The following is a 20,085-nucleotide window of genomic DNA, read 5'->3' on the forward strand; positions in this document are numbered from 1 at the left end:
CAAGCCAGCGAGCGCCCCCTTGGGGGGCAGCGCACCACACAAAGTGGGAAGCGTGGGGGCTCCCATTGAGTATTTGCTGCACCTGGCCGACAACGCCCTGGTGCTTGGCCAGCGCAACGCCGAGTGGTGCGGCCACGGCCCCGTCCTCGAAGAAGACCTGGCGCTGGCCAACAACAGCCTGGACCTGATCGGCCAGGCGCGGCTGCTCTACCAGCACGCGGCCAGCCTCATCAACGCCGACCCGGCCGAGGCCCAGCGTTTCGCGCACCTTCAGGGCGCGCGCCAGAACGGCCAGATCACTGAAGACACGCTGGCCTACTTCCGCGACACCGCCGAGTTCCGTTGCCACACGCTGATGGAGCTGCCGCACCACGGCCCGCTGGTGGGCTATGCGGTGAGCGAACGCGACTACGCCGTGACCATCGCACGCAACTTCCTCGTCAGCGCGCTCATGGTGCTGGTGTGGGACCGCCTGCAGGCGTCGAAGGACGCGCAACTGGCTGCCATCGCCGCCAAGTCCTTGAAGGAAGTGCGTTACCACCTGCGCCATGCGTCGGACTGGCTGGTGCGCTTCGGCGACGGCACCGAAGAGTCCCACCGCCGCGCGCAGGCGGCCATCGACCACCTGCTGCCCTACTGCGAGACCTTCTGGCAGCCGTCGCCCGCCGAGCAGGCGGCTTCGGCCGATGGCAGCGGCGTGGACACCGCCGCCCTGCGCGATCACTGGAACGCCCTCGTCAACGACACCCTGACCGAGGCCACCCTCACGCGCCATGACCAGCCACACGCGGGCTACGTGGCCCAGGGCCATGTGGGCGTGCACTCGGAGCACCTGGGCTTCCTGCTGGCCGAGATGCAGAGCCTGGCGCGTGCGCACCCGACCGCCATCTGGTGAACCCCATGAATGTGGCCACCCACGCTTCGCTGCAGGCCATCACCGAGGCACTGGCGCACCTGGCCGATCCGGAGATTCCGGTCATCAGCCTGCGCGAGCTGGGCATCCTGCGCGACGTGCGCGAGGGCGCCGACGGCGTGCCGGAAGTGGTCATCACGCCCACCTACAGCGGCTGCCCGGCCATGGGCCAGATCGAGGACGACATCCGCGCGGCCCTGAACGCCGCCGGACTGCCCGGTCGTGTCATCACGCAACTCTCGCCCGCCTGGACCACCGACTGGATGAGCGGGGCCGCGCGCGAGAAGCTGCGCGCCTATGGCATCGCGCCGCCGCAATGTGGCAGCCAGTCCGACACGCCCGCCGGGGTGTTGAAGTTCAGCCGCTACGCGGTCCGGCACACCGCGGTGCCCTGCCCGCAATGCGGCTCGCCCAACACCACACAAACCTCACCTTTCGGCTCCACCGCGTGCAAAGCCTTGTACCGCTGCCTCGACTGCCTGGAACCCTTCGATTACTTCAAGCCGTACTGACACCATGAGCCACGCCGCCCCCCGCTTCCACGAGCTCACCGTCTCGCGCATCCACCCCGAGGCCGCCGGATCGGTGGCGGTGTCGTTGCGCATTCCGCCCGAGCTGCGCGAGACCTTCGCCTTCGAGCCGGGCCAGTTCCTCACACTGCGCACCACCATCGCCGGGCAGGACGTGCGGCGCAGCTACTCCATCAGCAGCCCGCGCAGCCTGCTCACGCAGCAGGGTGAGCTCACGCTGGGCATCCGCCCGGTCGAAGGGGGCGTGTTTTCCAACTGGGCGGCGGCCGACCTCCAGGCCGGGGACACCCTCCGCGTGATGCCGCCCGACGGCCGCTTCACCGTGCACAAGCCGCGCGCCATCCACCGCGTGGGCTTCGCGGCCGGCTCGGGCATCACGCCCATCCTGTCCATCATGGCCAGCACGCTCGAAGAGTCGCCCGAAGCGAAATTCACGCTCGTCTACGGCAACCGCCGCATGGCCAGTGTGATGTTCAACGAAGCGCTGCAGGACCTGAAGGACCGCTACCCCGGCCGCCTCACGCTGATCCACGTGCTCTCGCGCCAGGCGCAGGAGGTGCCGCTGCTCGAAGGCCGCATCGACGGCGACAAGGTGCGCGCCATCATCGCCGCGCTGCTGCCGGTGGGCAGCATGGACGAGGTGTTCATCTGCGGGCCGGAGGCCATGATCGAGGCCACGCAACAGGCGCTGCTGGAAGCCGGCGTGCGGCCCGACCGTGTGCACACCGAGCGCTTCACCTCGCCCACGCTCGAAGCCCTGCCCGCCGATCAGCGCCGGGCCGCGGTGCTGGGCCATCCGGCCGTGCCGACCAAAGGTGAAGTGGCGCTGACCGTGGTGCTCGACGGCAAACCCCACCAGCTGCGCATGGGCAAGGACGAACACGTGCTGGACGTGGCGCTCAACGCCGGCCTGGACCTGCCCTGGTCGTGCCGCGGTGGCGTGTGCTGCACCTGCCGCGCCAAAGTGGTGGAAGGCGCCGTCACCATGGACAAGAATTTCACGCTCGAACCCTGGGAGACCGACAAAGGCTTCGTGCTGAGCTGCCAGGCGCGACCGACCACGGACAAACTGGTGGTCAGCTACGACGAGCGCTGAACAAGACGGTCAGCGCTGCCGGCGCCCACCGGTCGAGCCGGAGCGCGTGCCCCACCCCCACACACACCGAATATCCGGCTTCGCCGGTCCAAGGGTGTGGTCCCCCTGGGGGGAAGCCGCAACGCAGCGCAGGGGGGTCACACCGTGCCCAACGCCTGCTCCAGATCGGCGATCAGGTCGTCGATGTGCTCGATGCCAATGGACAGGCGAACCATGTCCGTGCTCACACCGGCCTTCTTCATCTCGTCCGGGTTGAGCTGGCGGTGCGTGGTCGTCGCCGGATGGCAGGCCAGCGACTTGGCGTCACCGATGTTCACGAGCCGGGTGAAGAGCTGCAGCGCGTCCTGGAAACGCGCGCCGGCGGCAATCGCGTCTTCTGACTTGAGTCCGAAACTGATGATGCCGGACGCGCGGCCACCCATGTATTGCTGCACCAGACGGTGGTCTTTGTGGTCGGGCAAACCGGCGTAGTGGACCCAGGCCACTTTGGGGTGGTTCTGCAGGTGGGTCGCCACCTTGACGGCGTTCTCACAGATCCGGTCCATGCGCAGCGCCAGCGTCTCGATGCCCTGCAGGATCTGGAACGCGTTCATGGGCGAGAGCGCCGCGCCCATGTTGCGCAGCGGCACCACGCGGGCGCGGCCGATGTAGGCGGCGGCGCCCAGCGCTTCGGTGTAGACCACGCCGTGGTAGCTCACATCGGGCTCGTTCAGGCGCTTGAAGCGGGCCTTGTGCTGGGCCCAGGGGAATTTGCCGCTGTCGACGATGGCGCCGCCGATGGTGGTGCCGTGGCCGCCCAGGTACTTGGTGAGCGAGTGCACCACGATGTCGGCGCCGTGCTCGAACGGACGGCACAGGTAGGGGCTGGTCACGGTGTTGTCCACGATCAGCGGCACGCCCGCGGCGTGGGCCACGGCGGCGAGTGCGCCGATGTCGGTCACGTTGCCCAGTGGGTTGCCGATGGACTCGCAATAGATCGCCTTGGTCTTTTCGTCGATCAGCGCGGCGAACGCAGCCGGGTCGCGCGGGTCGGCGAAACGCACCGTGATGCCCTGCTGCGGGAAGGTGTGGGCGAACAGGTTGTAGGTGCCGCCGTAGAGCGTGGAGGCCGAGACGATGTTGTCGCCCGCTTCGGCGATGGTCTGGATCGCCGCCGTGATGGCCGCCATGCCCGAGGCCATGGCGAGCGCGCCCACGCCGCCTTCGAGCGCGGCCAGGCGCGCTTCGAGCACGCCATTGGTCGGGTTCATGATGCGGCTGTAGATGTTGCCGGCGACCTTGAGGTCGAACAGGTCGGCGCCGTGCTGCGTGTCGTCGAAGGCGTAGGCCACGGTCTGGTAGATCGGCACGGCCACGGCCTTGGTGGTGGGGTCGGGCGTGTAGCCGCCGTGCACGGCGATGGTTTCGATCCTCATGCTGTCGCTCTCCTGGGTGTGTTGTTGCGAATCCGCGCGCTCATTCTCTCAGCAGCTCCACCGCGGTCACCCCGCGCTGGCGCAGGCCCAGGGCGTTGATCGCCGCCTGGCTGAGATCGATGACGCGCCCGCGCCGGAAAGGCCCGCGGTCGTTGATGCGCACCACCACTTCCTGGCCGGTGCGCACGCTGCGCACCCGCACCCGGGTGCCGAAGGGCAGGGTCTTGTGGGCCGCCGTGAAGGCGTGCATGTCGTAGCGCTCACCACTGGCGGTGCGCCGGCCGTGGAAACGCTTTCCGTACCAGGACGCGAGCCCTTGGTCGATCAACTCGTCGGAGGCAGATGGCGTCGCTGGCGCAGCGTGCGCCGCGGGAGCCTCCACGTTGGCAGGCCCGGGGGCTTCGGACGCGGACGCGGGCGCAGGCGTCGGTGCGGCTGCCGGCTCGTCCGCCGGCGATGCGTGGGAACGGACCGCCGGGCCCGGCCGCGGCTCATCGGGTGCCTGCTCGGACACGGGCGACGGCCCGGCGCAGGCAGCGACCAGGGTGGCCAGCAGGGCGATCGCGAGGCGCGGGCGACCGGCGGTGGGGTTCGGTGCGGAGGGCATGGCATTTCCTGTCTGCTGATTGGAGCCAGCCCCGCGACCTTACCCGAGCAGCGGGCACATCACGCGCTCCCGAGCGCCCAGCCCTCAGCGCAGGCTCACGCTCTGCTGCTTCCACTGCGGCATCTGCCAGCGCTGGAAAGCGCCCAGCACGCTCGGGTCGCTGGCCTGGCGCTGGGGGGCGAGCGTGGCCAGATCGAGCACTTCGTAGCGGCGCTGGTACGCGCCCTCGCCCCGGGCTTCGCGCGCCACCAGCACCTGGCGCCCGCCCGGCACCCAGCCCGCGAGTTCGGCGTAGCCGATGCCCGGCAGGGTGGGCGCTGGCGGCAGCACGCTCAGCGTCCAGCCCCCGGCCTGCTTGCGCAGCAGCCAGAGTTCGCGCCAGCCCGCCATCGGCTGCACCGCCAGGGCCGCGGCGTTGCCTTCGCGGTTCACGCTGAACGAAGCCGTCCACACCACGCCGTGGCTGCACTGCGTCAACAGCGGCGCGCTGCCCGCCGCCCCGCCGTGCAGACTCACGCAAGTCTGCCCCGCCTGCGCGCCGGGGCTGGTGCGCAGCTGCAGGCCCTTGCCCGGGGCGCTGGCGGGAACCGCCGCCCAGCGCGAGGCGTTCACGTGCATCACCGCGTCGTTCATCAGGCCCGCATCGGTGTCGGGCAGGCCCTGGGGGTCCACCCGCGCCAGCGCCTCGAGCGCGCGCTCGGCGGCGGTGGCGGCGTCCGCACCGCCCGGCGCCCGGCGCGAGCGCTCGAAAGCCACCGCCGACCAGACGCTGGCGCGCCGCATCTGCAAGCGGTTTTTCAACACCGGCGGCAGGCCCGGCGCGTCGGCCTGGTCCAGCAGGCGGGCGCTGTCTTCCTGGCGCTGGATGCGCTGCAGCACACCGAGCGCGGGGTCTTCGCACGCCGGGTCGGTCAGGGCCAGCGCGGCACGGGCGCGTTGCTCGGCACTGGCCGCGGGCATGGCCAGCACGCGGGTGAACAGTTCGCCGTCGTAACAGATCTGCATGCGGTCCCCGATCTCGTGGCTGTTGAAGCGGATGCCGTAGCGCCCCGCCGCGTCCAGCTGGCCGAGCAGCGCTTCCTGGGCGCCGCGGGACAGGCCCGCGGCCGAGGCCCGTTGCGCCAGCCGCTGCGCCGCACCGGCCACGGCGTCGAGCACCTCGGCCCCCACCGGGCCCGACAGCTGCGCCGGGCTGGCCGCCCGCAGCCAGGCCGCACCGTAGCCAAACCCCAGGCCTTCGCTGCCCGCGCTGTCCTTGACGAAACGCAGCACCGCCAGCAGCTCGTCGGCGTGGGCCGCGTCCAGCGACAGGCGGCGCAACTGGCTGGCCCGCACGTAGCCACCGCGCTCGCGCTGGTGGTCCCAGACCTGCACGTACTCCAGGCGCTCGCCGCGGATCTCCACCAGCTCGCCCTGCCACAGCCGGGCCTGCTGGACCGCGGCGTCGCGTGGCGCGGCGCGCAGCGCCACGGCGTCCTGCACGATCAGCGCCTGCGGCGGCAGCGCCGGTGTTTGTGCCTCGGCGGCGTGGGCCTGGGGCGCCACGAACACCAGCAGCCAGGCCGCCGCCGCGGCCAGCGCGGCCGTGGCCACATAACGCAGACAGGTTTTCACGGCCGTCTCGGGTGGGTGTGCGAGGGCGTTCATTCTTCTTCCCCCTCATCGGCCGGCTCACCCCGGGCCAGCGCGACGGACTTGCCCGACTGGCCCAGCAGCCCCGAACCGATGAAGCCGCCGTCGGCCGGCGGCGCGGCGATGATGACCTGCACCTTGTCCGACAGCTTGTCGGCCATGACCTTCTGGATCAGCAGCGGATGGCGGCTCAGCAGGCTGCCTTCGCGCGCCATCTGTTCGGCGTTGGCCTTGCCCACGGCGTCCAGCCGGAACGCCTCGGCCTGTGCCAGGCGCTGGCGCGCCAGCGCCTCACCGTCGGCTTCGATGCGCCGCGCCTCGGCGTTGCCTTCGGCGGTGCGGATGCGCGACTGTTTGTCGGCCTCGGCTTCGAGCTTGCGCTGCTCCACCTGGCGCTGCTTGAAGGGCAGCACGTGTTTCATGGCCTCTTCCTGCGCCTTGGCGGCGATCACCTGCACCTTGCCGGCGGCCTCGGCCTGCAGCTCCTGCTGCACCATCTCGGCCCGGGCTTCGAGCTCGCTTTCCTTCACGCGTTTTTCTTTCAGCTCCAGCGTGTAGCGCATCTTTTCGCTGGCCATCTCTTCGGCCAGCAGGGTTTCCATGCGCTCGCTGTACTGCGGCGGCAGGTCGATCTTGCCCACCTGCACGTTGCGCAGGATCAGGCCCTCGGCGGCCAGCTTCGGTTTGAGTTCGGCTTCCATGGCCTGCTGGATCTCCGTGCGCCGGGTCGAGAAAATTTCACGCGCCGTGTAGCGCGCGAAGGTCTTGTAGACCACGCCCTGCAGGGCCGGGTCCACCAGCTCGGCGCCCGGGTCCACCTGCAGCCGGCTGGCCACCAGCGCGAGCTGGGCCGGGTTGACCGCGAAGCGCACCGTCACGTCCACCCCCAGCGACAGCCCTTCCACCGACTGCACCGGCGCCGGCCCGTCGTGGCGCGCCATCTCGGCCGACTTCCAGTTCTGGTCGCGCAGCGACAGCACCCGCAGGCGGTGCAGGCCGGGCAGCACCCAGACATTGCCCGCGCCCAGTTCCTGCTGGTGGCCGGTGAGCTGGTTGGTGCGCAGCGCCGCCTGGCCCGGGTTGATCGTGAGCGCGGGCGGGTGGCGCACCAGGGTGTAGCCGCCCGCCACCAGCAGCAGGGCCACCACCACCACCGGGGCGGTGTGCCGGGGCAGGCGCGGCAGTCGCAGCGGCGGGCGGGGCTGTGCCGGCGGCGCGCCGTCCTCGAACAGCGGCGCCGTGCTGGCGTCGGGCGCCGGCCGGGCGAAGGCCTGGCGCAGGCGGGCAGAGAGTTGCTTGAGCGAAAACGACATGGTGAAGACTCCTGGGGATCGGGGGGCAGACGCCGCTCAACCGATGAACCCGATTCTTCGCAAGGGCCCGGGAAGCTACAACGCGGGCGCCGGGCGAGAGGCTTCAGGCGGGCGGCGCATTTGCTTCGCCCACGGAAGATTCCTTCCGCGCCGCGCGCTGGGGGCCATTTCATAATGGCGCACCATGTCCAGCCCCACCCCGACCCTTTGCGTGGCCCTGATCGAGGACGATCAACCCACCAGCCGACAGCTGGCCACCTGGATCCGGTCGGCGCGGCCCGACATCCGGATCGACCAGTGGTTCAACCGCGACGACGCGGAAAACGCCATCAACCGCGTGCCCTACGACCTGGTGGTGCTTGACATCGAACTCGGCCACGAGCGCCACGCCGGCGTGGCCTTGATCAACGCGATCAACAAGAACCGCCAGGGCACGCCGGTGCTGGTGGTCTCGGCCATGCCCGCGGCCATCTACCGCAGCATCATGAAGGCGCTGGACGCCTGGGACTACCTGCAGAAGACCACCTTCGAAGAGCGCGATTTCATCGAGACCTTTCTGGACATCCTGCGCGTCTCACGCAAGCAGGCCGCGGTGGCCGCACCGGCGGCGCCCGCCGACGAACTGAGCCTGGACCCGCTGTGGCAGCGCACGCCGATCTGGCGCGGCCAGCGCATCAACCTGCCGCTGACCGCGCAGCGCATCCTGGCCACGCTGCACCAGCGCGCGGGCGAGGTGGTGTCGTACGAGGAGCTGTTCGACGTGGTCAAGAGCGGGCGCAACCGCGACAACGTGCGCAAGCACGTGAGCACCATCCGCGACGCGTTCCGCGAGGTGGACCCGCAGTTCGAGGGCATCGAGAACGTGCCGATGCGGGGCTTTCGCTGGGTCCGTGCGGCCTTGGTTTCCGCACCCGGCCGGAAGCCCGCATGAAGGTGCCGGGCCTCGACCTGCCCCGCTTTCGCATGGGCAAGCTCGGCGTGCCGCGCCTGGGGCTGGCCGGCTTTCGGCGGCGCATCTTCTTTCGCGCCGTCTTTGCGCTGCTGGTGCTGGCCACGCTGGGCCTGGCGCTGACCGTGCTGCGGCACGAAAAGGAGCGCAGCTACCTCAACTACCAGAACAGCTTTCGCAAGACCCAGTCGGAGATCCTCGCGCGCCTGCGCCACCCGGCCGGTCAGCTCGCCCTGCTCAATCCGCAGCACGAACCGGCCGCGCCCGGCCAGGGCGCCGAGCTCTCGCCGCTGCTGCTGCCCTTTGGCGCGCTCGACTTCGACGACCCGTTCAAGGCCCAGCAGGCGCTGGAGAGTTCGGGTTGCGCCGTGTTGTTCCAGGACGGCGCCAGCGCCTGCGCGGCCATCGGCAGCAACCCCTATGCGGGCGGCTTCGTCTACCTCGCGGGCAGCTTCGTCAGCCCGCCGCTGGTGGGCCGCCAGCGGGGCCAGCTTGAGCTGCAGGACGTGCACCGCGCCCGCGTGCACCTGACGCTGCGCGGCCAGACCACCCGCTGGATCGCGCCGCTGGAGCTGGTGGCCAGCGCCCCCGGCCAGCCGCAGGCGCCGCTGGTGGGGCGCTGGGCCGGTTTTCGGGCGCCCGCCGCCGGGGCGGAGCCGGACACGCTGCAACGCAAGACCCGCCCGGTGCGGGACTTCCGCGGCTGGGTCTGGCAAAGCCCGGACTGTGCCGACGAAGGCCAGGACCAGCCCGACTGCCCGCGCCGCGCCTTCTATTCCATCCGCCTGCCCTCGGACGCCCTGCGCGTGGCGAATCTGCCACCGGCCCGGGTGGTCTGGCCGCCCGCCGATCTCGCCGACATCCGCGTCGGGCTGCAGATCGTGGGGCCCGCGTCGGCGCAACTGCTCGACACCGCCGCGCCACGCCAGGCCGAACCGTCCGCGCTGGCCGAGCTGGCGCAGTCCCTGCTGCCGGGCGAGAGCCTTCAAATTCAGCGCGTGGCCAGCTCCCTCGCGCCCGGCCTCACGCGCGCCCCCGCCACGCAGACCCTGCACGGCAGCGCCGAGCCGGGCGAGCGCGAATCGCCCTGGGTGCGCCACATCGTGGGCCTGCTGCCGGTGGACACCCGGGTGCCCCCGCTCCAGGCGGTGGACACCGTGGCCACGCCGGTGGGCCGCTTCGAGATCACGCTCACGGGCGACGTGCGCACGGTGGAGCGCCGCATCAGCATCGTCGCCACGCGCCTGCTCTGGCTGGTCGGCGCCATGCTGGGCGCGATCGTGCTGGCCTGGCTGCTGATCGAGATCGGGCTCATCCGCCGCGTGACCCAGCTCACCCGGCGCGCGGCGGCGGTGTCGTACAACGTGCACGCGCCCTTGCCGGAAAACCGGCTCGCCGACCTGGACGTGAGCGATCTGCGTGGCAGCGACGAACTCGGCATCCTGGCCGGGGGCCTGTCCGACCTGCTGCAGCGGGTGAAGAACGACATCTCGCGCGAACACCAGCGCGCCCAGCAGGAACTGGACATGTGGCACGCCGTGGGTCACGAAATCATGTCGCCACTGCAGTCGCTGATGGTGCTGCACGGCCGGCCCGAGGACCCGAGCCACCGCTATGTGCAGCGCATGCAGCAGGCCGTCAAGGTGCTGTACGGCCACGCCTCCCCGAGCGAGGCGATCGTCGCTGCCGACATGGCCAGCGAGCGGTTGGACATCCACGCCTTCCTGCGGCAGATCGCCGACAACGCGCACTTCTCCGGCATCGACGGCGTGCGCTATCTGGACGCGGACAACACCGGGCTGGCGGGCCTGCAGGTGCGGGCCGATGGCTTCGCGCTGGAAGACGTGGTCACGCACCTCCTGAGCAACGCCCAGCGCTGCCGCACACCGGGCACGGCCATCACGCTGTCGCTGACGGCCGATCCGCAGCACGCCTGGATCGCGGTGCACAACCAGGGGCCGGCGATCGACGCGGCGCTGCTGCCGCGGATTTTTGACTACGGCGTGTCCGACCTGCCGCCCACCGACGGCCACCGCGGCCAGGGCCTGTTCGTGGTCAAGACCTACATGGGCAAGATGGGCGGTACGGTGCAGGCGCGCAACGTGGCCGATGGCGTGCTGTTCACGCTGGGATTGACCCGGATGGTCTGAGCGCACAACGGCGCCATCGGGCCGGGACGCGCGAAAAAAAGACCCGGAGCACCTTGGCGCCCCGGGCCACAACCCCTCACAAAACCCAAAAACGCTTTTTCTTAGAAGCGCCAGCCCAGGCCCATGCCGACCAGCAGCGGGTCCACCTTGAAGGTGCCGGCCTTGACGCCGCCCGCGAGCACATCGGTCTTGATGAAGACCTTCTTCACGTCAAAGTTCAGGTACATGTTGCCCGTCAGCGGCACGTCCACACCGACCTGCAGGGCCGGGCCGAAGCTGTTGCGTTTGACGTCGGCGGCGCCGCCCAGCAGATTCACCGAGCTGAAACGGGTGTAGTTCAGGCCGGCGCCCACATAGGGTTTCACCCCGCCCAGGTCAAAGTGGTACTGCACCGTCAGCGTGGGCGGCAGGTGGCGCAGCGAGCCGATGTTGGCCCCGCCGGCGGTCATGGTGTGTTTCTGGGGCACGGTCAGGATCAGCTCGGCCGCGAGGTTCGGGCTGAGGAAATAGGTGAAGTCCACCTCGGGCAGCCACTTGTTGTTGATTTCCAGGCCCAGACCGGTGGTGTCCTTGTTGGCGCTGTCCAGGTGCACGGCGCGGGCACGCACCAGCAGCGAGCCCTCTTTGAAGTTCTGCGCCATGGCGGCGCCCGATGCCAACAACGTTACAGCGGCAATCGCGATGATGTGTTTTTTCATGCTCATCTCTCAGTCCTCGACACGGGAACATTCCCGGTTGGGATTACAGAAGAGCGGGGCATGCGGGCGTTTGAGGATCGTCAAACCACGCCCCTGCACCCCCCTTGTGCGGCGTTGAATTGCCCGTAGATTGATCTGGATCAAACCGGGACATGCCCGGCTTCAAGGCCTGAGCAACACCGTCGAGACGGCGCCTTCAGCGGCTCAAAGGGCGTGCGAAGCGCTATGGGGGTGTCGCACCCTAGGGCGCTTTCATGTTGCTGATCCTGACCACTTCGGCCCAGCGCGGTATTTCCCGCACGATCAGTTCTCCAAACGCTTTCGGGGTGGTGGGCGTGGGCGTGGCGCCTTCGGTGGCGAGTTGTTGCGCCACATCGGGCAGCGCCAACGCCTTGTTGATCTCGGTATTGAGCAGGGAGACCAATGCCGGTGACATGCCCGCAGGCGCCACGATGCCGTACCACTGGTCGGCCTCAAATCCGGTATATCCGCTCTCGGCAACGGTGGGAACGTCGGGCAGAGAGGGCAGACGCTGCGGACTGGACACGGCCAGCGCGCGCAGCCTCCCGTCCTTGATGTGCGGGATGACGGCGGGCGAGCCGGTGAAGGTGGCATCCACCCGCCCTCCGATCACGTCCACCACCGACGGCCCGGTCCCCCGGTAGGGAATGTGCAACATGAAGGTTTTCGTCTTTTGCTTGAGGTATTCGAACGTGATGTGCGCAGCACTTCCGTTCCCGCCGGACGAGTGCGTCAGTCCACCCGGTCGTGCCCGTGCGGCATCGATCAACTGCTTGAAGTTCTGGATCGGGGAGTCGGCACCCACCACCAATACGTTGGGCACACGGGCTACCCAGGCCACGGGCGTGAAGCTCTTGACGGGGTCATAGCTCAACCGGGGATAAATGGACGGGTTGACCGCCAAGGTGCCGATGTGCCCCATGAGAAGCACGCTGCCATCGGGTGCAGCTTTGGCCGCCTCGCCCGCTCCGATGGATCCCCCGGCACCGCCCCGGTTGTCGACCACCACGGTGGCACCCAGTGCGAGAGCGAGCTTGGGAGCGATGGCACGGGCCAGGATGTCGGTGGAGCCCCCCGGAGGGAAGGGAACGATCAGCCGGATGGTCTTGGGCATCTGCGCCTGGGCCCAGGGCCACGCGGCTGAAGCCAGGGCAACGGTGATGAACGTGCGGCGGTGCGTGCCGAAAACCGGGTCTGACATGAAAACTCCGTTGGCGAGAATGGGATGCGGATGAGGTTGCCAGAAGTGTCTCCACCACGGCCCCTCCGGACCAACGCTCAATGGGCTCGAACCTTCGCGTTTGACTTATACGGCCATGGGACAAACCCTAGCGATCCGGCACACCCGTGGTTTCAATACCCGTCCAGGAGCGACCCACCGCCTGCAACGCCGCCTGCAGCCCCTGGCATGCGAGGGACGGCAGGCCGTCGCGGCGCAGCGTGATGCCGATCCGGCGTTCGGTGCCCCTCAACACCAGGGGGAGCACTTCGAGCAAACCGGAGTCCACGTCCGTCTTGATCTGCTGGGGAGACAACAGGGCCACGACGTCCCCCATCAGCAGCATCGCCCGCACGACCGAAGGGCTGTTGGCCTGCAGGCAGACACGGGGCAACCAGCCCACCGCTGCGAACACGCCATCGAAGGCCCGTCGCGCCGGCGTCCCAGGCAGGGGAGCCACCCAGGTCGCCGTCCGCAGGGCCCCCAGCTGCAAGCGCCGATCCGCGAGCGCACAGGGATGACCCCGCCGGACCACCGCGACCAGAGAGTCCACGAAAAGCTCGTGCTCGACCATGTCGCCGGGCGACTGCTCACCGCGCAGCGGGCCGACCATCAGATCCACATCGCCTTGTCGCAACAGCCGCAACAGCGTCTCGTAGGTGCCATCCACCACGGTGGCCAGCACCCCCGGCTGGGTCCGCAGCAGACGGGACAAGGCCTGCGGAACCAAGGCCGTGCTGGCCATGGGCAAGGCCCCCACGACCAGTTCACCCCGCGGCTGACCAAGGAAGGTGGCCACCTCCTCGTGGGCGATGCGCAGCTCGCCCAGTGCGAGCTTCACGTGGCGCACCAGGCAGTCGCCGGCCTCCGTCAGTCGCGTGCCCTGTGCCGATCGCCTGAACAACGGCGTCGCGACCATGCGCTGCAACGCCTGGAGGTTTTGGTGTATGGCCGACTGCGAAAGACCCAGCTGCGCCGCCGCCGCAGACTCACCCGAAGCGCCCGACACCGCCACCAGCGACAGCATCATGGCGTCGGTCACCGTCCGCTCGAGAGCGGATGGCCGCGACCCGGAGCCAGCGGCACCCCAGCGCTTCTCGATCTCGGCATGTGCCGCGATCAGGTGGGCCAGGGCACGGTGGGTCCTGAGGGCAAGCACCCGACCGGCCGGCGTGCAGGCCATGCCCCTTGCCCCACGCTCGAACAACGGCAAGCCCAGACGCTGTTCGGCCTGTCGCAGCGAACGGGATACCGCCGAAACCGACCGGAAAAGCGGCTCAGCCGCGCGGGTGGCACTGCCGGTCTGGGCCACGGCAGACACGGCCCGCAGCCAGCGCAAGGGCAATCGTTCCGTGAGATGGGCAGCCCGATTCATGACAAGGGATTCGTCAGAGCGCCGTCGGGTGGACTCGTACCGGCAGGTTCGTCTTCAAGGCCTGAGCAACACCACCTGGGCCGTGCCGGACTGGACCAGCCCGATGGCCGCTGCGGCGGCGCGGCTGAGGTCGATGACACGGCCCTTGGCGAAGGGACCGCGGTCGTTGATGCGCACCACCACCTCCTGGCCGCTGCCCAGGTGGCGCACCCGCACCCGTGTGCCGAACGGCAGGGTCTTGTGGGCGGCCGTCAGCGCATGCATGTCGAACGGCTCGCCGCTGGCGGTGCGCCGGCCCTGGAACTGCTGGCCATACCAGGAGGCCATGCCGCGCTCGATCTCACCGCCGCCCGGCCCGTCCCATGGCCCACCGGGCAACCCCAGGTCGGGCAGCGACGGCTCGCGCGTGGTGGAGCAACCACCCAGCCACAGCGCCGTGGCCAGGGTCAGCAGCAGCGCGGCCCGCGAGTTCATGACAACCGCAGGCGCTGCACGATCTCCACCGTCGCGGCGCTCTGGTTCATGGTGTAGAAGTGCAGCCCGGGCACGCCGGCGCGGTGCAGGCGATCGCACAGGTCGCTCACCACGTCCAGCCCGAAGGCCTTGATGGACGCGGTGTCGTCGCCATAGGCCTGCAGGCGCATGCGGATCCAGCGCGGAATCTCGGCGCCGCAGGCGTCGGAGAAGCGCATCAGCTGGGTGGAGCTGGTGATGGGCATGATGCCCGGCACCACCGGCACGTCCACGCCCTGCTGGCGCAGGTCGTCCATGTAGCGGAAGTAGGCGTCGCTGTTGAAGAAGTACTGGGTGATGCCCGAGTTCGCGCCGGCCCGGACCTTGGCCACGAACGCGTCCAGGTCGGCCTGCGGCGACTTGGCCTGCGGGTGGGTTTCCGGGTAGGCCGCCACCTCGATGTGGAACTGGTCGCCGGTTTCGGCGCGCACGAAGGCCACCAGATCGCTGGCGTAGCGGAACTCGCCGCCCAGGCCGTAGCCGCTGGGCAGATCGCCGCGCAGGGCCACCAGGCGGTGAATGCCGGCACCCGCATAGGCCGCGAGCCGCTCGCGGATGGACTCGCGCGACTGGCCGATGCAGCTCAGGTGCGGCGCCGCCGAGCAGCCCTCGGCCATGATCTCGGTCACGGCCTGCAGCGTGCCGTCCTGCGTGGAGCCGCCGGCGCCAAAGGTGACCGAGCAGAACTCGGGCTTGAGCGCGTAGAGCCGCTGGCGCACGGCGCGCAGCTTCTCGGCGCCGTCGGGTGTCTTGGGCGGAAAAAACTCGAAACTCAGTGGCAGAGCCATGGTGTTGCCTCAGTGGGGTGGCACGGGGCGCCGGCCTCAGACCGTGCGCCGCGCCCAGACAAAAAATTCGCGGTTGCCGTCACCGCCGGTGATGGCGCTTTCAAAATAGTCCTGCATCGCCAGCCCGTTGTCCAGGCAGGCCTGTTCGATTCGCTCGCGCACCCGTGCGTAGCTCGTGGCGCTCTTCACCAGGCCGCCCTTGCCGATGTGTTCGGGCTGCAGCTCGAACTGCGGCTTGACCAACATCAGCAAGTCGCCACCGCCTTTCAACAGCGGCACGATGGCCGGCCACACCAGGGTCTGCGAGATGAACGACAGGTCGCCCACGATCAGGTCGAACGGTGCCGCGGCGGCCTCGCCACCGGCTTGCGCCAGGTGCTCCGCCGTGAGTTCGCGGGCGTTGCATTTTTCGATGCAGACCACGCGCGCATCGCCGTGCAACTTGGGGTGCAGCTGACCCTGCCCGACATCGACGCCCACCACCTGCGCGGCGCCGCGCTGCAGCAGGCAGTCGGTGAAGCCACCGCTGCTCTGGCCCACGTCCAGACAACGCAGACCGGTCACATCGATGCCGCCGTGCAGGAGCGCGCCTTCCAGCTTCAGGCCGCCACGCGACACGAAACGCGACTCCGCCGTGTCCAGCAGCTCCAGCTCCACCGTCTCACGCAGTTCGTCGCCGTTTTTGGTGACGGCCTTCCAGTCGCCACCGGCCAGGCGCCAGCGCACGCCAGCGGCGATCAGCCGCTGGGCCTGCGAGCGCGAAGCGGCGAGGCCGCGTTCGACGAGAAGTTGATCAGCACGCATGAGCTGTAGATTTCCAGAGGAACCGCCACGTCAACGACACGCGGCCAGCGGCCGAAAGGCCACGCGCCGCCCCAGGGCGCCGCGGAACCGGCTTCGCCGGGCCGCCAGCGCCGCCCCCTGGGGAGTGACGCCGAAGGCGGCGCGGGGGGATCAATACCTATACGTGTCGGGCTTGTACGGGCCTTGCTTGGGCACGCCGATGTACGCCGCCTGCTCGTCGCTCAGCTCGCTCAGCATCGCGCCCACCTTCTTCAGGTGCAGGCGCGCGACCTTCTCGTCCAGGTGCTTGGGCAGCACGTAGACCTTGCCCACGTCGTAGCCTTCGGGGTGGGTGAACAGCTCGATCTGGGCGATGGTCTGGTTGGCGAAGCTCGACGACATCACGAAGCTGGGGTGGCCGGTGCCGCAGCCCAGGTTCACCAGCCGGCCCTTGGCCAGCAGGATGATCTTCTTGCCGTCCGGGAAGATCACGTGGTCCACCTGGGGCTTGATCTCTTCCCACTGGCACTTTTCTTCCAGCTTGGCGACCTGGATCTCGTTGTCGAAGTGGCCGATGTTGCAGACGATGGCCTGGTCCTTCATGGCGGCCATGTGCTCGAAGGTGATCACGTCGCGGTTGCCGGTGGTGGTCACGAAGATGTCGGCCTTGTCGGCGGCGTACTCCATGGTCACGACCTTGTAGCCTTCCATCGCGGCCTGCAGGGCGTTGATGGGGTCGATCTCGGTCACCCAGACCTGGGCGGAGAGGGCGCGCAGGGCCTGGGCCGAGCCCTTGCCCACGTCGCCGTAGCCGGCCACGCAAGCCACCTTGCCGGCGATCATCACGTCGGTGGCGCGCTTGATGCCGTCCACCAGGCTCTCGCGGCAGCCGTAGAGGTTGTCGAACTTGCTCTTGGTCACCGAGTCGTTCACGTTGATGGCGCGGAACAGCAGCGTGCCCTTGGCCGACATCTCCTTCAGGCGGTGCACGCCCGTGGTGGTCTCTTCGGTCACGCCGATGATCTGGGCGCTCTTGCGGCTGTACCAGGTGCTGTCCTCGGCCAGCTTGGCCTTGATGGCGGCGAACAGGATGCGCTCTTCTTCGCTGCCCGGGTGGGCCAGCACGGACAGGTCTTTTTCGGCGCGCTTGCCCAGATGCATCAGCAGCGTGGCGTCACCGCCGTCGTCCAGGATCATGTTCGGGCCTTCGCCTTCACTGCCCTTGGGGCCAAAGTCGAAGATGCGGTGGGTGTAGTCCCAGTAGTCGACCAGGGTCTCGCCCTTGACGGCGAACACCGGCGTGCCGGCGGCGGCGATGGCGGCAGCGGCGTGGTCCTGCGTGGAGAAGATGTTGCACGAGGCCCAGCGCACTTCGGCGCCCAGGGCCTGCAGGGTCTCGATCAGCACGGCCGTCTGGATGGTCATGTGCAGCGAGCCGGTGATGCGCGCGCCCTTGAGCGATTGCTTGGGCGCGAATTCTTCGCGGATGGCCATCAGACCGGGCATTTCGGTCTCGGCGATGCGGATTTCCTTGCGGCCCCAGTCGGCCAGGCCGATGTCGGTGATGGCGCAGTCGGTCAGATTGGCCGATGCAGCGGCGGCGGGAATGCGTGCGTTCATGGTTCGCTCCTGAGAAGGTTGAATGAACCACCCCACGCGCGAAACGGGAATAAAAAAGCCCATCGCACGGAAGTGGATGAGCGTCGTTGCATGGATTTCCGAGCCTCACGCCCCGCGCTGACCGGTGGTCAGGGGTGCGCTGCAACGCTCCTCGGATGGCAACGATTCTAACGCAGGCGCCCGTTTTGGCTATCTGCGAAACTGGCGGGCCTTTATGACCCATCCCCCGCTATCCGACTGGCCGCTGGCCGAGCGCGCGCGCATCCACGGCGTGCTCACCGACATCGACGACACGCTCACCACCGAGGGCGTGATCACGCCCGACGCCCTGGCCGCCCTGCACGCGCTGCGCGCCGCCGGCCTGCCGGTGTTCGCCATCACCGGGCGCCCGGCGGGCTGGAGCGAGGCCTTTGCCCTGGCCTGGCCGGTGAACGCCATCGTGGCGGAGAACGGTGCCGTGGCGCTGTGGCGCGGCGCCGATGGCGCGCTGTGCAAGGCCTGGCTGCAGGACGAGGCCACCCGCCGCGCGAACTTCGCGCAACTGCAGGCGGTGGCGCAAAACATCCTGACCACACTGCCACACACCCGCTTGTCGCAGGACAGCCCGGGGCGCGAGACCGACATCGCCATCGACCACAGCGAGTTCGCCCACCTGGACGACGCGTCGATCCACGCGGTGGTGCGCCTCATGCGGGCCGGTGGCCTGAACGCCACGGTCAGCTCCATCCACATCAACGGCTGGATCGGCGGACACGACAAGCTCGCCGGCGCGCGATGGATCGTGCGCAGCCACCTGGCGGTCGAGCTCGACGCCGAGCTCGACCGCTGGGTCTACGTGGGCGACTCCACCAACGACGCGCGCATGTTCGGCCACTTTGCGCACAGCGTGGGCGTGGCCAACGTGGCGCGCTTCTGGGACCAGCTGACGCACCGCCCGCGCTACGTGACGCCAGGCGAACGCGGCGCGGGCTTCGCCGAGCTGGCACACGCTGTGCTCACCGCGAAGGCGATCGCATGATCGAACACCCGCTGCCGCCCGGCCACGGCGGCTCGCCCCTGCCCGCCGCCGCCCCGGCCCGTGCCCGGCTCGGCCTGGTGGCCATCTTCGGCGCCACCTTCTTCGAGCTGGTGGGCTATTTCATGCTGCTGCCGCTGCTGCTGTTGCGGCTCAAGGGCGACGGCGTGTCCACCACGCTGGCCGGGCTGTTCGCGGCCAGCGGCTGGGTGGGCGTGTTTCTCATCACGCCGTTCGCCTCGGCCATCACCCAGCGGCTCGGGCGCCGGCCCACGCTGTGGCTGTCGGCGCTGATCCCGGTGATCTCCACCACCGGCTTTCTGCTCACCGACTGGCTGCCCGCGTGGTTCGTGCTGGACTTCATCGCCGGCGCGGCCTCGGGCCTGCGCTGGGTGCTGGCCGAGGCGGTGGTGGCCGAGTTCGCGCCGCCCCTGAAGCGCGGCCGCATGGTGGGCCTGTTCGAGACCATGGTGGGCACCACCTTCGTGATCGGCCCTGCCCTGCTCGCCGTGCTGGGGCCGCAGAACCCGGCGGCGCTGTGGCTGGTGCTGGCCAGCCTGTTCATCGGCCTGCTGTGGAGCCTGGCGATCCCTCCGCTGCCGCGCGCGGTCGACGCCCACAGCGCGCGCGTGGGCCTGCACGGCGTGTGGCATGCGCTGCGCGCGCACCCGCTGATCATGGCGGTGGGCTTCGTCGGTGGTTTCTTCGAAAGCGGGCTCACCTCCATCCTGCCGCTGTACGGCCTGAGCCTGGGTCTGGGCGTCGCGGCGGCGGCCTTGCTGGTCTCGGCCAGCGGCCTGGGCAGCGCACTCATGATGCTGCCCGCCGGCCTGCTGGCCGATCGGCTGGGCGGCCTCCCGCGCTGGGGCGGCGCCCACCGCGCGCGGCTGGCGATCATGCGCGCCTGCGCGCTGGTCACGCTGGCGGCCACGGCGCTCATTCCCTTCGTGGCCGGCACGCCCTGGCTGGCGGCGGCGGTGGCCTTCTTCTGGGGCGGCGCGGGTGGCAGCCTTTACACGCTGGCGATGATCGACATCGGCTCGCGCGAAGAGGGCATCACCCTGGTCAACAGCACCGCCGTGCTGGTGCTGTCGTACACCCTGGGCGGCGTGCTCGCCCCGGCCCTGGGCGCGGCCATGCTGGATTGGGCGCCGGTGCTCGGCTTCCCCGCGCTGCTACTGGCCGTGGCCGGGCCGGGCTGGTGGCTGTTGCGCAGGGAAAGCCGCTCTTCAAGGCCTCTGAGAAGCGCCTGAAGCAACACCAGACCAGGCCAGCGCGGAACTGGCTCCGCCAGGCCGCAGCTGATGGCCGCCGTGCAACGAAAGCCCCCTCAAAGCCTCAGAGCACCGCCCGAAGCAACGCCAACCCAGGCCAGCGCGGAACTGGCTCCGCCAGGCCGCAGCTGGCGCCCCCCGGGGGGGGGGTGACGCCGAAGGCGGCGCAGGGGG

The 20,085-nt window shown here is 69.5% G+C and carries 18 protein-coding genes and 1 riboswitch; of the genes, 7 read left to right on the plus strand and 11 right to left on the minus strand.

All coding sequences use genetic code 11. The annotated features are described in order from the left end of the window. Window positions 1–52: 52 nt before the first annotated feature. From paaC to KIH07_RS00280, 3 genes are read left to right on the plus strand one after another with little or no spacing between them, the layout of a single operon-like run. Complete coding sequence (paaC, locus tag KIH07_RS00270) at window positions 53–895, plus strand: 1,2-phenylacetyl-CoA epoxidase subunit PaaC (RefSeq protein WP_226490061.1); 843 nt, start codon at window positions 53–55, stop codon at window positions 893–895. 5 nt (window positions 896–900) lie between these two features. Further along, a complete protein-coding gene (gene paaD / locus KIH07_RS00275) occupies window positions 901–1,425 on the plus strand; it encodes a 1,2-phenylacetyl-CoA epoxidase subunit PaaD (RefSeq protein WP_226490062.1) in 525 nt (174 codons plus the stop codon). Window positions 1,426–1,429: 4 nt separating this feature from the next. Continuing rightward, window positions 1,430–2,539 (plus strand): 2Fe-2S iron-sulfur cluster-binding protein, encoded by a 1,110-nt coding sequence (locus KIH07_RS00280; RefSeq protein ID WP_226490063.1) that lies wholly within the window; start codon window positions 1,430–1,432, stop codon window positions 2,537–2,539. A 137-nt stretch (window positions 2,540–2,676) separates the two neighbouring features. Here the strand turns inward: KIH07_RS00280 and KIH07_RS00285 are convergent, their stop codons facing one another. The 4 genes from KIH07_RS00285 to KIH07_RS00300 all read right to left on the minus strand — a co-directional run bounded on the left by KIH07_RS00285 (window position 2,677) and on the right by KIH07_RS00300 (window position 7,506). Then, a complete protein-coding gene (locus KIH07_RS00285; protein ID WP_226490064.1) occupies window positions 2,677–3,954 on the minus strand; it encodes an O-acetylhomoserine aminocarboxypropyltransferase/cysteine synthase family protein in 1,278 nt (425 codons plus the stop codon). 40 nt (window positions 3,955–3,994) lie between these two features. After that, window positions 3,995–4,561, minus strand: a complete 567-nt coding sequence (locus KIH07_RS00290; RefSeq protein ID WP_226490065.1) for a septal ring lytic transglycosylase RlpA family protein — start codon at window positions 4,559–4,561, stop codon at window positions 3,995–3,997. An 84-nt stretch (window positions 4,562–4,645) separates the two neighbouring features. Then, window positions 4,646–6,208, minus strand: coding sequence for a hypothetical protein (locus tag KIH07_RS00295; RefSeq protein ID WP_226490066.1), 1,563 nt, complete (start codon window positions 6,206–6,208; stop codon window positions 4,646–4,648). Next, a complete protein-coding gene (locus tag KIH07_RS00300; protein ID WP_226490067.1) occupies window positions 6,205–7,506 on the minus strand; it encodes an SPFH domain-containing protein in 1,302 nt (433 codons plus the stop codon). The genes KIH07_RS00295 and KIH07_RS00300 overlap by 4 nt, the downstream gene beginning before the upstream one ends. Before the next feature lie 184 nt (window positions 7,507–7,690). Between KIH07_RS00300 and KIH07_RS00305 the strand changes: the two genes are divergently transcribed. After that, entirely contained in the window at window positions 7,691–8,437 is a 747-nt protein-coding gene (locus KIH07_RS00305; protein ID WP_226490068.1) for a response regulator transcription factor, read from the plus strand. After that, on the plus strand, window positions 8,434–10,605 hold the full coding sequence (locus KIH07_RS00310) for a sensor histidine kinase (RefSeq protein ID WP_226490069.1): 2,172 nt from the start codon (window positions 8,434–8,436) through the stop codon (window positions 10,603–10,605). The genes KIH07_RS00305 and KIH07_RS00310 overlap by 4 nt, the downstream gene beginning before the upstream one ends. A 101-nt stretch (window positions 10,606–10,706) precedes the next feature. On the opposite strand, the gene KIH07_RS00315 is transcribed toward KIH07_RS00310, so the two are convergent. The 7 genes from KIH07_RS00315 to ahcY all read right to left on the minus strand — a co-directional run bounded on the left by KIH07_RS00315 (window position 10,707) and on the right by ahcY (window position 17,622). Next, window positions 10,707–11,303 (minus strand): OmpW/AlkL family protein, encoded by a 597-nt coding sequence (locus tag KIH07_RS00315; RefSeq protein ID WP_226490070.1) that lies wholly within the window; start codon window positions 11,301–11,303, stop codon window positions 10,707–10,709. Between the two features lie 241 nt (window positions 11,304–11,544). Further along, window positions 11,545–12,525 (minus strand): Bug family tripartite tricarboxylate transporter substrate binding protein, encoded by a 981-nt coding sequence (locus tag KIH07_RS00320; RefSeq protein ID WP_226490071.1) that lies wholly within the window; start codon window positions 12,523–12,525, stop codon window positions 11,545–11,547. Window positions 12,526–12,652: 127 nt separating this feature from the next. After that, on the minus strand, window positions 12,653–13,918 hold the full coding sequence (locus KIH07_RS00325; RefSeq protein ID WP_226490072.1) for a LysR family transcriptional regulator: 1,266 nt from the start codon (window positions 13,916–13,918) through the stop codon (window positions 12,653–12,655). A gap of 54 nt (window positions 13,919–13,972) precedes the next feature. Continuing rightward, window positions 13,973–14,392 carry a septal ring lytic transglycosylase RlpA family protein gene (locus tag KIH07_RS00330; protein ID WP_413465683.1) on the minus strand — a complete coding sequence of 140 codons (420 nt, stop codon included), beginning with the start codon at window positions 14,390–14,392 and terminating at the stop codon, window positions 13,973–13,975. Continuing rightward, on the minus strand, window positions 14,389–15,219 hold the full coding sequence (gene metF / locus KIH07_RS00335) for a methylenetetrahydrofolate reductase [NAD(P)H] (protein WP_226490073.1): 831 nt from the start codon (window positions 15,217–15,219) through the stop codon (window positions 14,389–14,391). The genes KIH07_RS00330 and metF overlap by 4 nt, the downstream gene beginning before the upstream one ends. 36 nt (window positions 15,220–15,255) lie before the next feature. After that, the gene (locus KIH07_RS00340; RefSeq protein WP_226490074.1) at window positions 15,256–16,023 is read right to left on the minus strand and encodes a TlyA family RNA methyltransferase; all 768 of its coding nucleotides are present in this window, start codon (window positions 16,021–16,023) and stop codon (window positions 15,256–15,258) included. A gap of 150 nt (window positions 16,024–16,173) precedes the next feature. Beyond that, window positions 16,174–17,622, minus strand: coding sequence for an adenosylhomocysteinase (gene ahcY / locus KIH07_RS00345; RefSeq protein WP_226490075.1), 1,449 nt, complete (start codon window positions 17,620–17,622; stop codon window positions 16,174–16,176). Window positions 17,623–17,693: 71 nt separating this feature from the next. After that, window positions 17,694–17,781, minus strand: a riboswitch (S-adenosyl-L-homocysteine riboswitch). Window positions 17,782–17,836: 55 nt separating this feature from the next. Between ahcY and KIH07_RS00350 the strand changes: the two genes are divergently transcribed. Together KIH07_RS00350 and KIH07_RS00355 are read left to right on the plus strand one after the other, a co-directional pair. Next, entirely contained in the window at window positions 17,837–18,640 is an 804-nt protein-coding gene (locus KIH07_RS00350; protein ID WP_226490076.1) for an HAD-IIB family hydrolase, read from the plus strand. Continuing rightward, entirely contained in the window at window positions 18,637–19,890 is a 1,254-nt protein-coding gene (locus KIH07_RS00355; protein ID WP_226490077.1) for an MFS transporter, read from the plus strand. The genes KIH07_RS00350 and KIH07_RS00355 overlap by 4 nt, the downstream gene beginning before the upstream one ends. Window positions 19,891–20,085 lie beyond the last annotated feature (195 nt).

Origin of the sequence: Hydrogenophaga taeniospiralis, assembly GCF_020510445.1 — a bacterium.
Lineage (GTDB): Bacteria > Pseudomonadota > Gammaproteobacteria > Burkholderiales > Burkholderiaceae_C > Hydrogenophaga.

What these genes read in the sequence shown, in the direction of transcription:
- KIH07_RS00325 (WP_226490072.1), bottom strand. Translation starts at nt 13,918, where the DNA reads ATGAATCGGGCTGCCCATCTCACGGAACGATTGCCCTTGCGCTGGCTG.
- KIH07_RS00355 (WP_226490077.1), top strand. Translation starts at nt 18,637, where the DNA reads ATGATCGAACACCCGCTGCCGCCCGGCCACGGCGGCTCGCCCCTGCCC.
- KIH07_RS00320 (WP_226490071.1), bottom strand. Translation starts at nt 12,525, where the DNA reads ATGTCAGACCCGGTTTTCGGCACGCACCGCCGCACGTTCATCACCGTT.
- KIH07_RS00300 (WP_226490067.1), bottom strand. Translation starts at nt 7,506, where the DNA reads ATGTCGTTTTCGCTCAAGCAACTCTCTGCCCGCCTGCGCCAGGCCTTC.
- metF (WP_226490073.1), bottom strand. Translation starts at nt 15,219, where the DNA reads ATGGCTCTGCCACTGAGTTTCGAGTTTTTTCCGCCCAAGACACCCGAC.
- KIH07_RS00315 (WP_226490070.1), bottom strand. Translation starts at nt 11,303, where the DNA reads ATGAAAAAACACATCATCGCGATTGCCGCTGTAACGTTGTTGGCATCG.
- ahcY (WP_226490075.1), bottom strand. Translation starts at nt 17,622, where the DNA reads ATGAACGCACGCATTCCCGCCGCCGCTGCATCGGCCAATCTGACCGAC.
- KIH07_RS00290 (WP_226490065.1), bottom strand. Translation starts at nt 4,561, where the DNA reads ATGCCCTCCGCACCGAACCCCACCGCCGGTCGCCCGCGCCTCGCGATC.
- KIH07_RS00310 (WP_226490069.1), top strand. Translation starts at nt 8,434, where the DNA reads ATGAAGGTGCCGGGCCTCGACCTGCCCCGCTTTCGCATGGGCAAGCTC.
- KIH07_RS00340 (WP_226490074.1), bottom strand. Translation starts at nt 16,023, where the DNA reads ATGCGTGCTGATCAACTTCTCGTCGAACGCGGCCTCGCCGCTTCGCGC.
- KIH07_RS00305 (WP_226490068.1), top strand. Translation starts at nt 7,691, where the DNA reads ATGTCCAGCCCCACCCCGACCCTTTGCGTGGCCCTGATCGAGGACGAT.
- KIH07_RS00285 (WP_226490064.1), bottom strand. Translation starts at nt 3,954, where the DNA reads ATGAGGATCGAAACCATCGCCGTGCACGGCGGCTACACGCCCGACCCC.
- KIH07_RS00350 (WP_226490076.1), top strand. Translation starts at nt 17,837, where the DNA reads ATGACCCATCCCCCGCTATCCGACTGGCCGCTGGCCGAGCGCGCGCGC.
- KIH07_RS00295 (WP_226490066.1), bottom strand. Translation starts at nt 6,208, where the DNA reads ATGAACGCCCTCGCACACCCACCCGAGACGGCCGTGAAAACCTGTCTG.
- KIH07_RS00330 (WP_413465683.1), bottom strand. Translation starts at nt 14,392, where the DNA reads ATGAACTCGCGGGCCGCGCTGCTGCTGACCCTGGCCACGGCGCTGTGG.
- KIH07_RS00280 (WP_226490063.1), top strand. Translation starts at nt 1,430, where the DNA reads ATGAGCCACGCCGCCCCCCGCTTCCACGAGCTCACCGTCTCGCGCATC.
- paaD (WP_226490062.1), top strand. Translation starts at nt 901, where the DNA reads ATGAATGTGGCCACCCACGCTTCGCTGCAGGCCATCACCGAGGCACTG.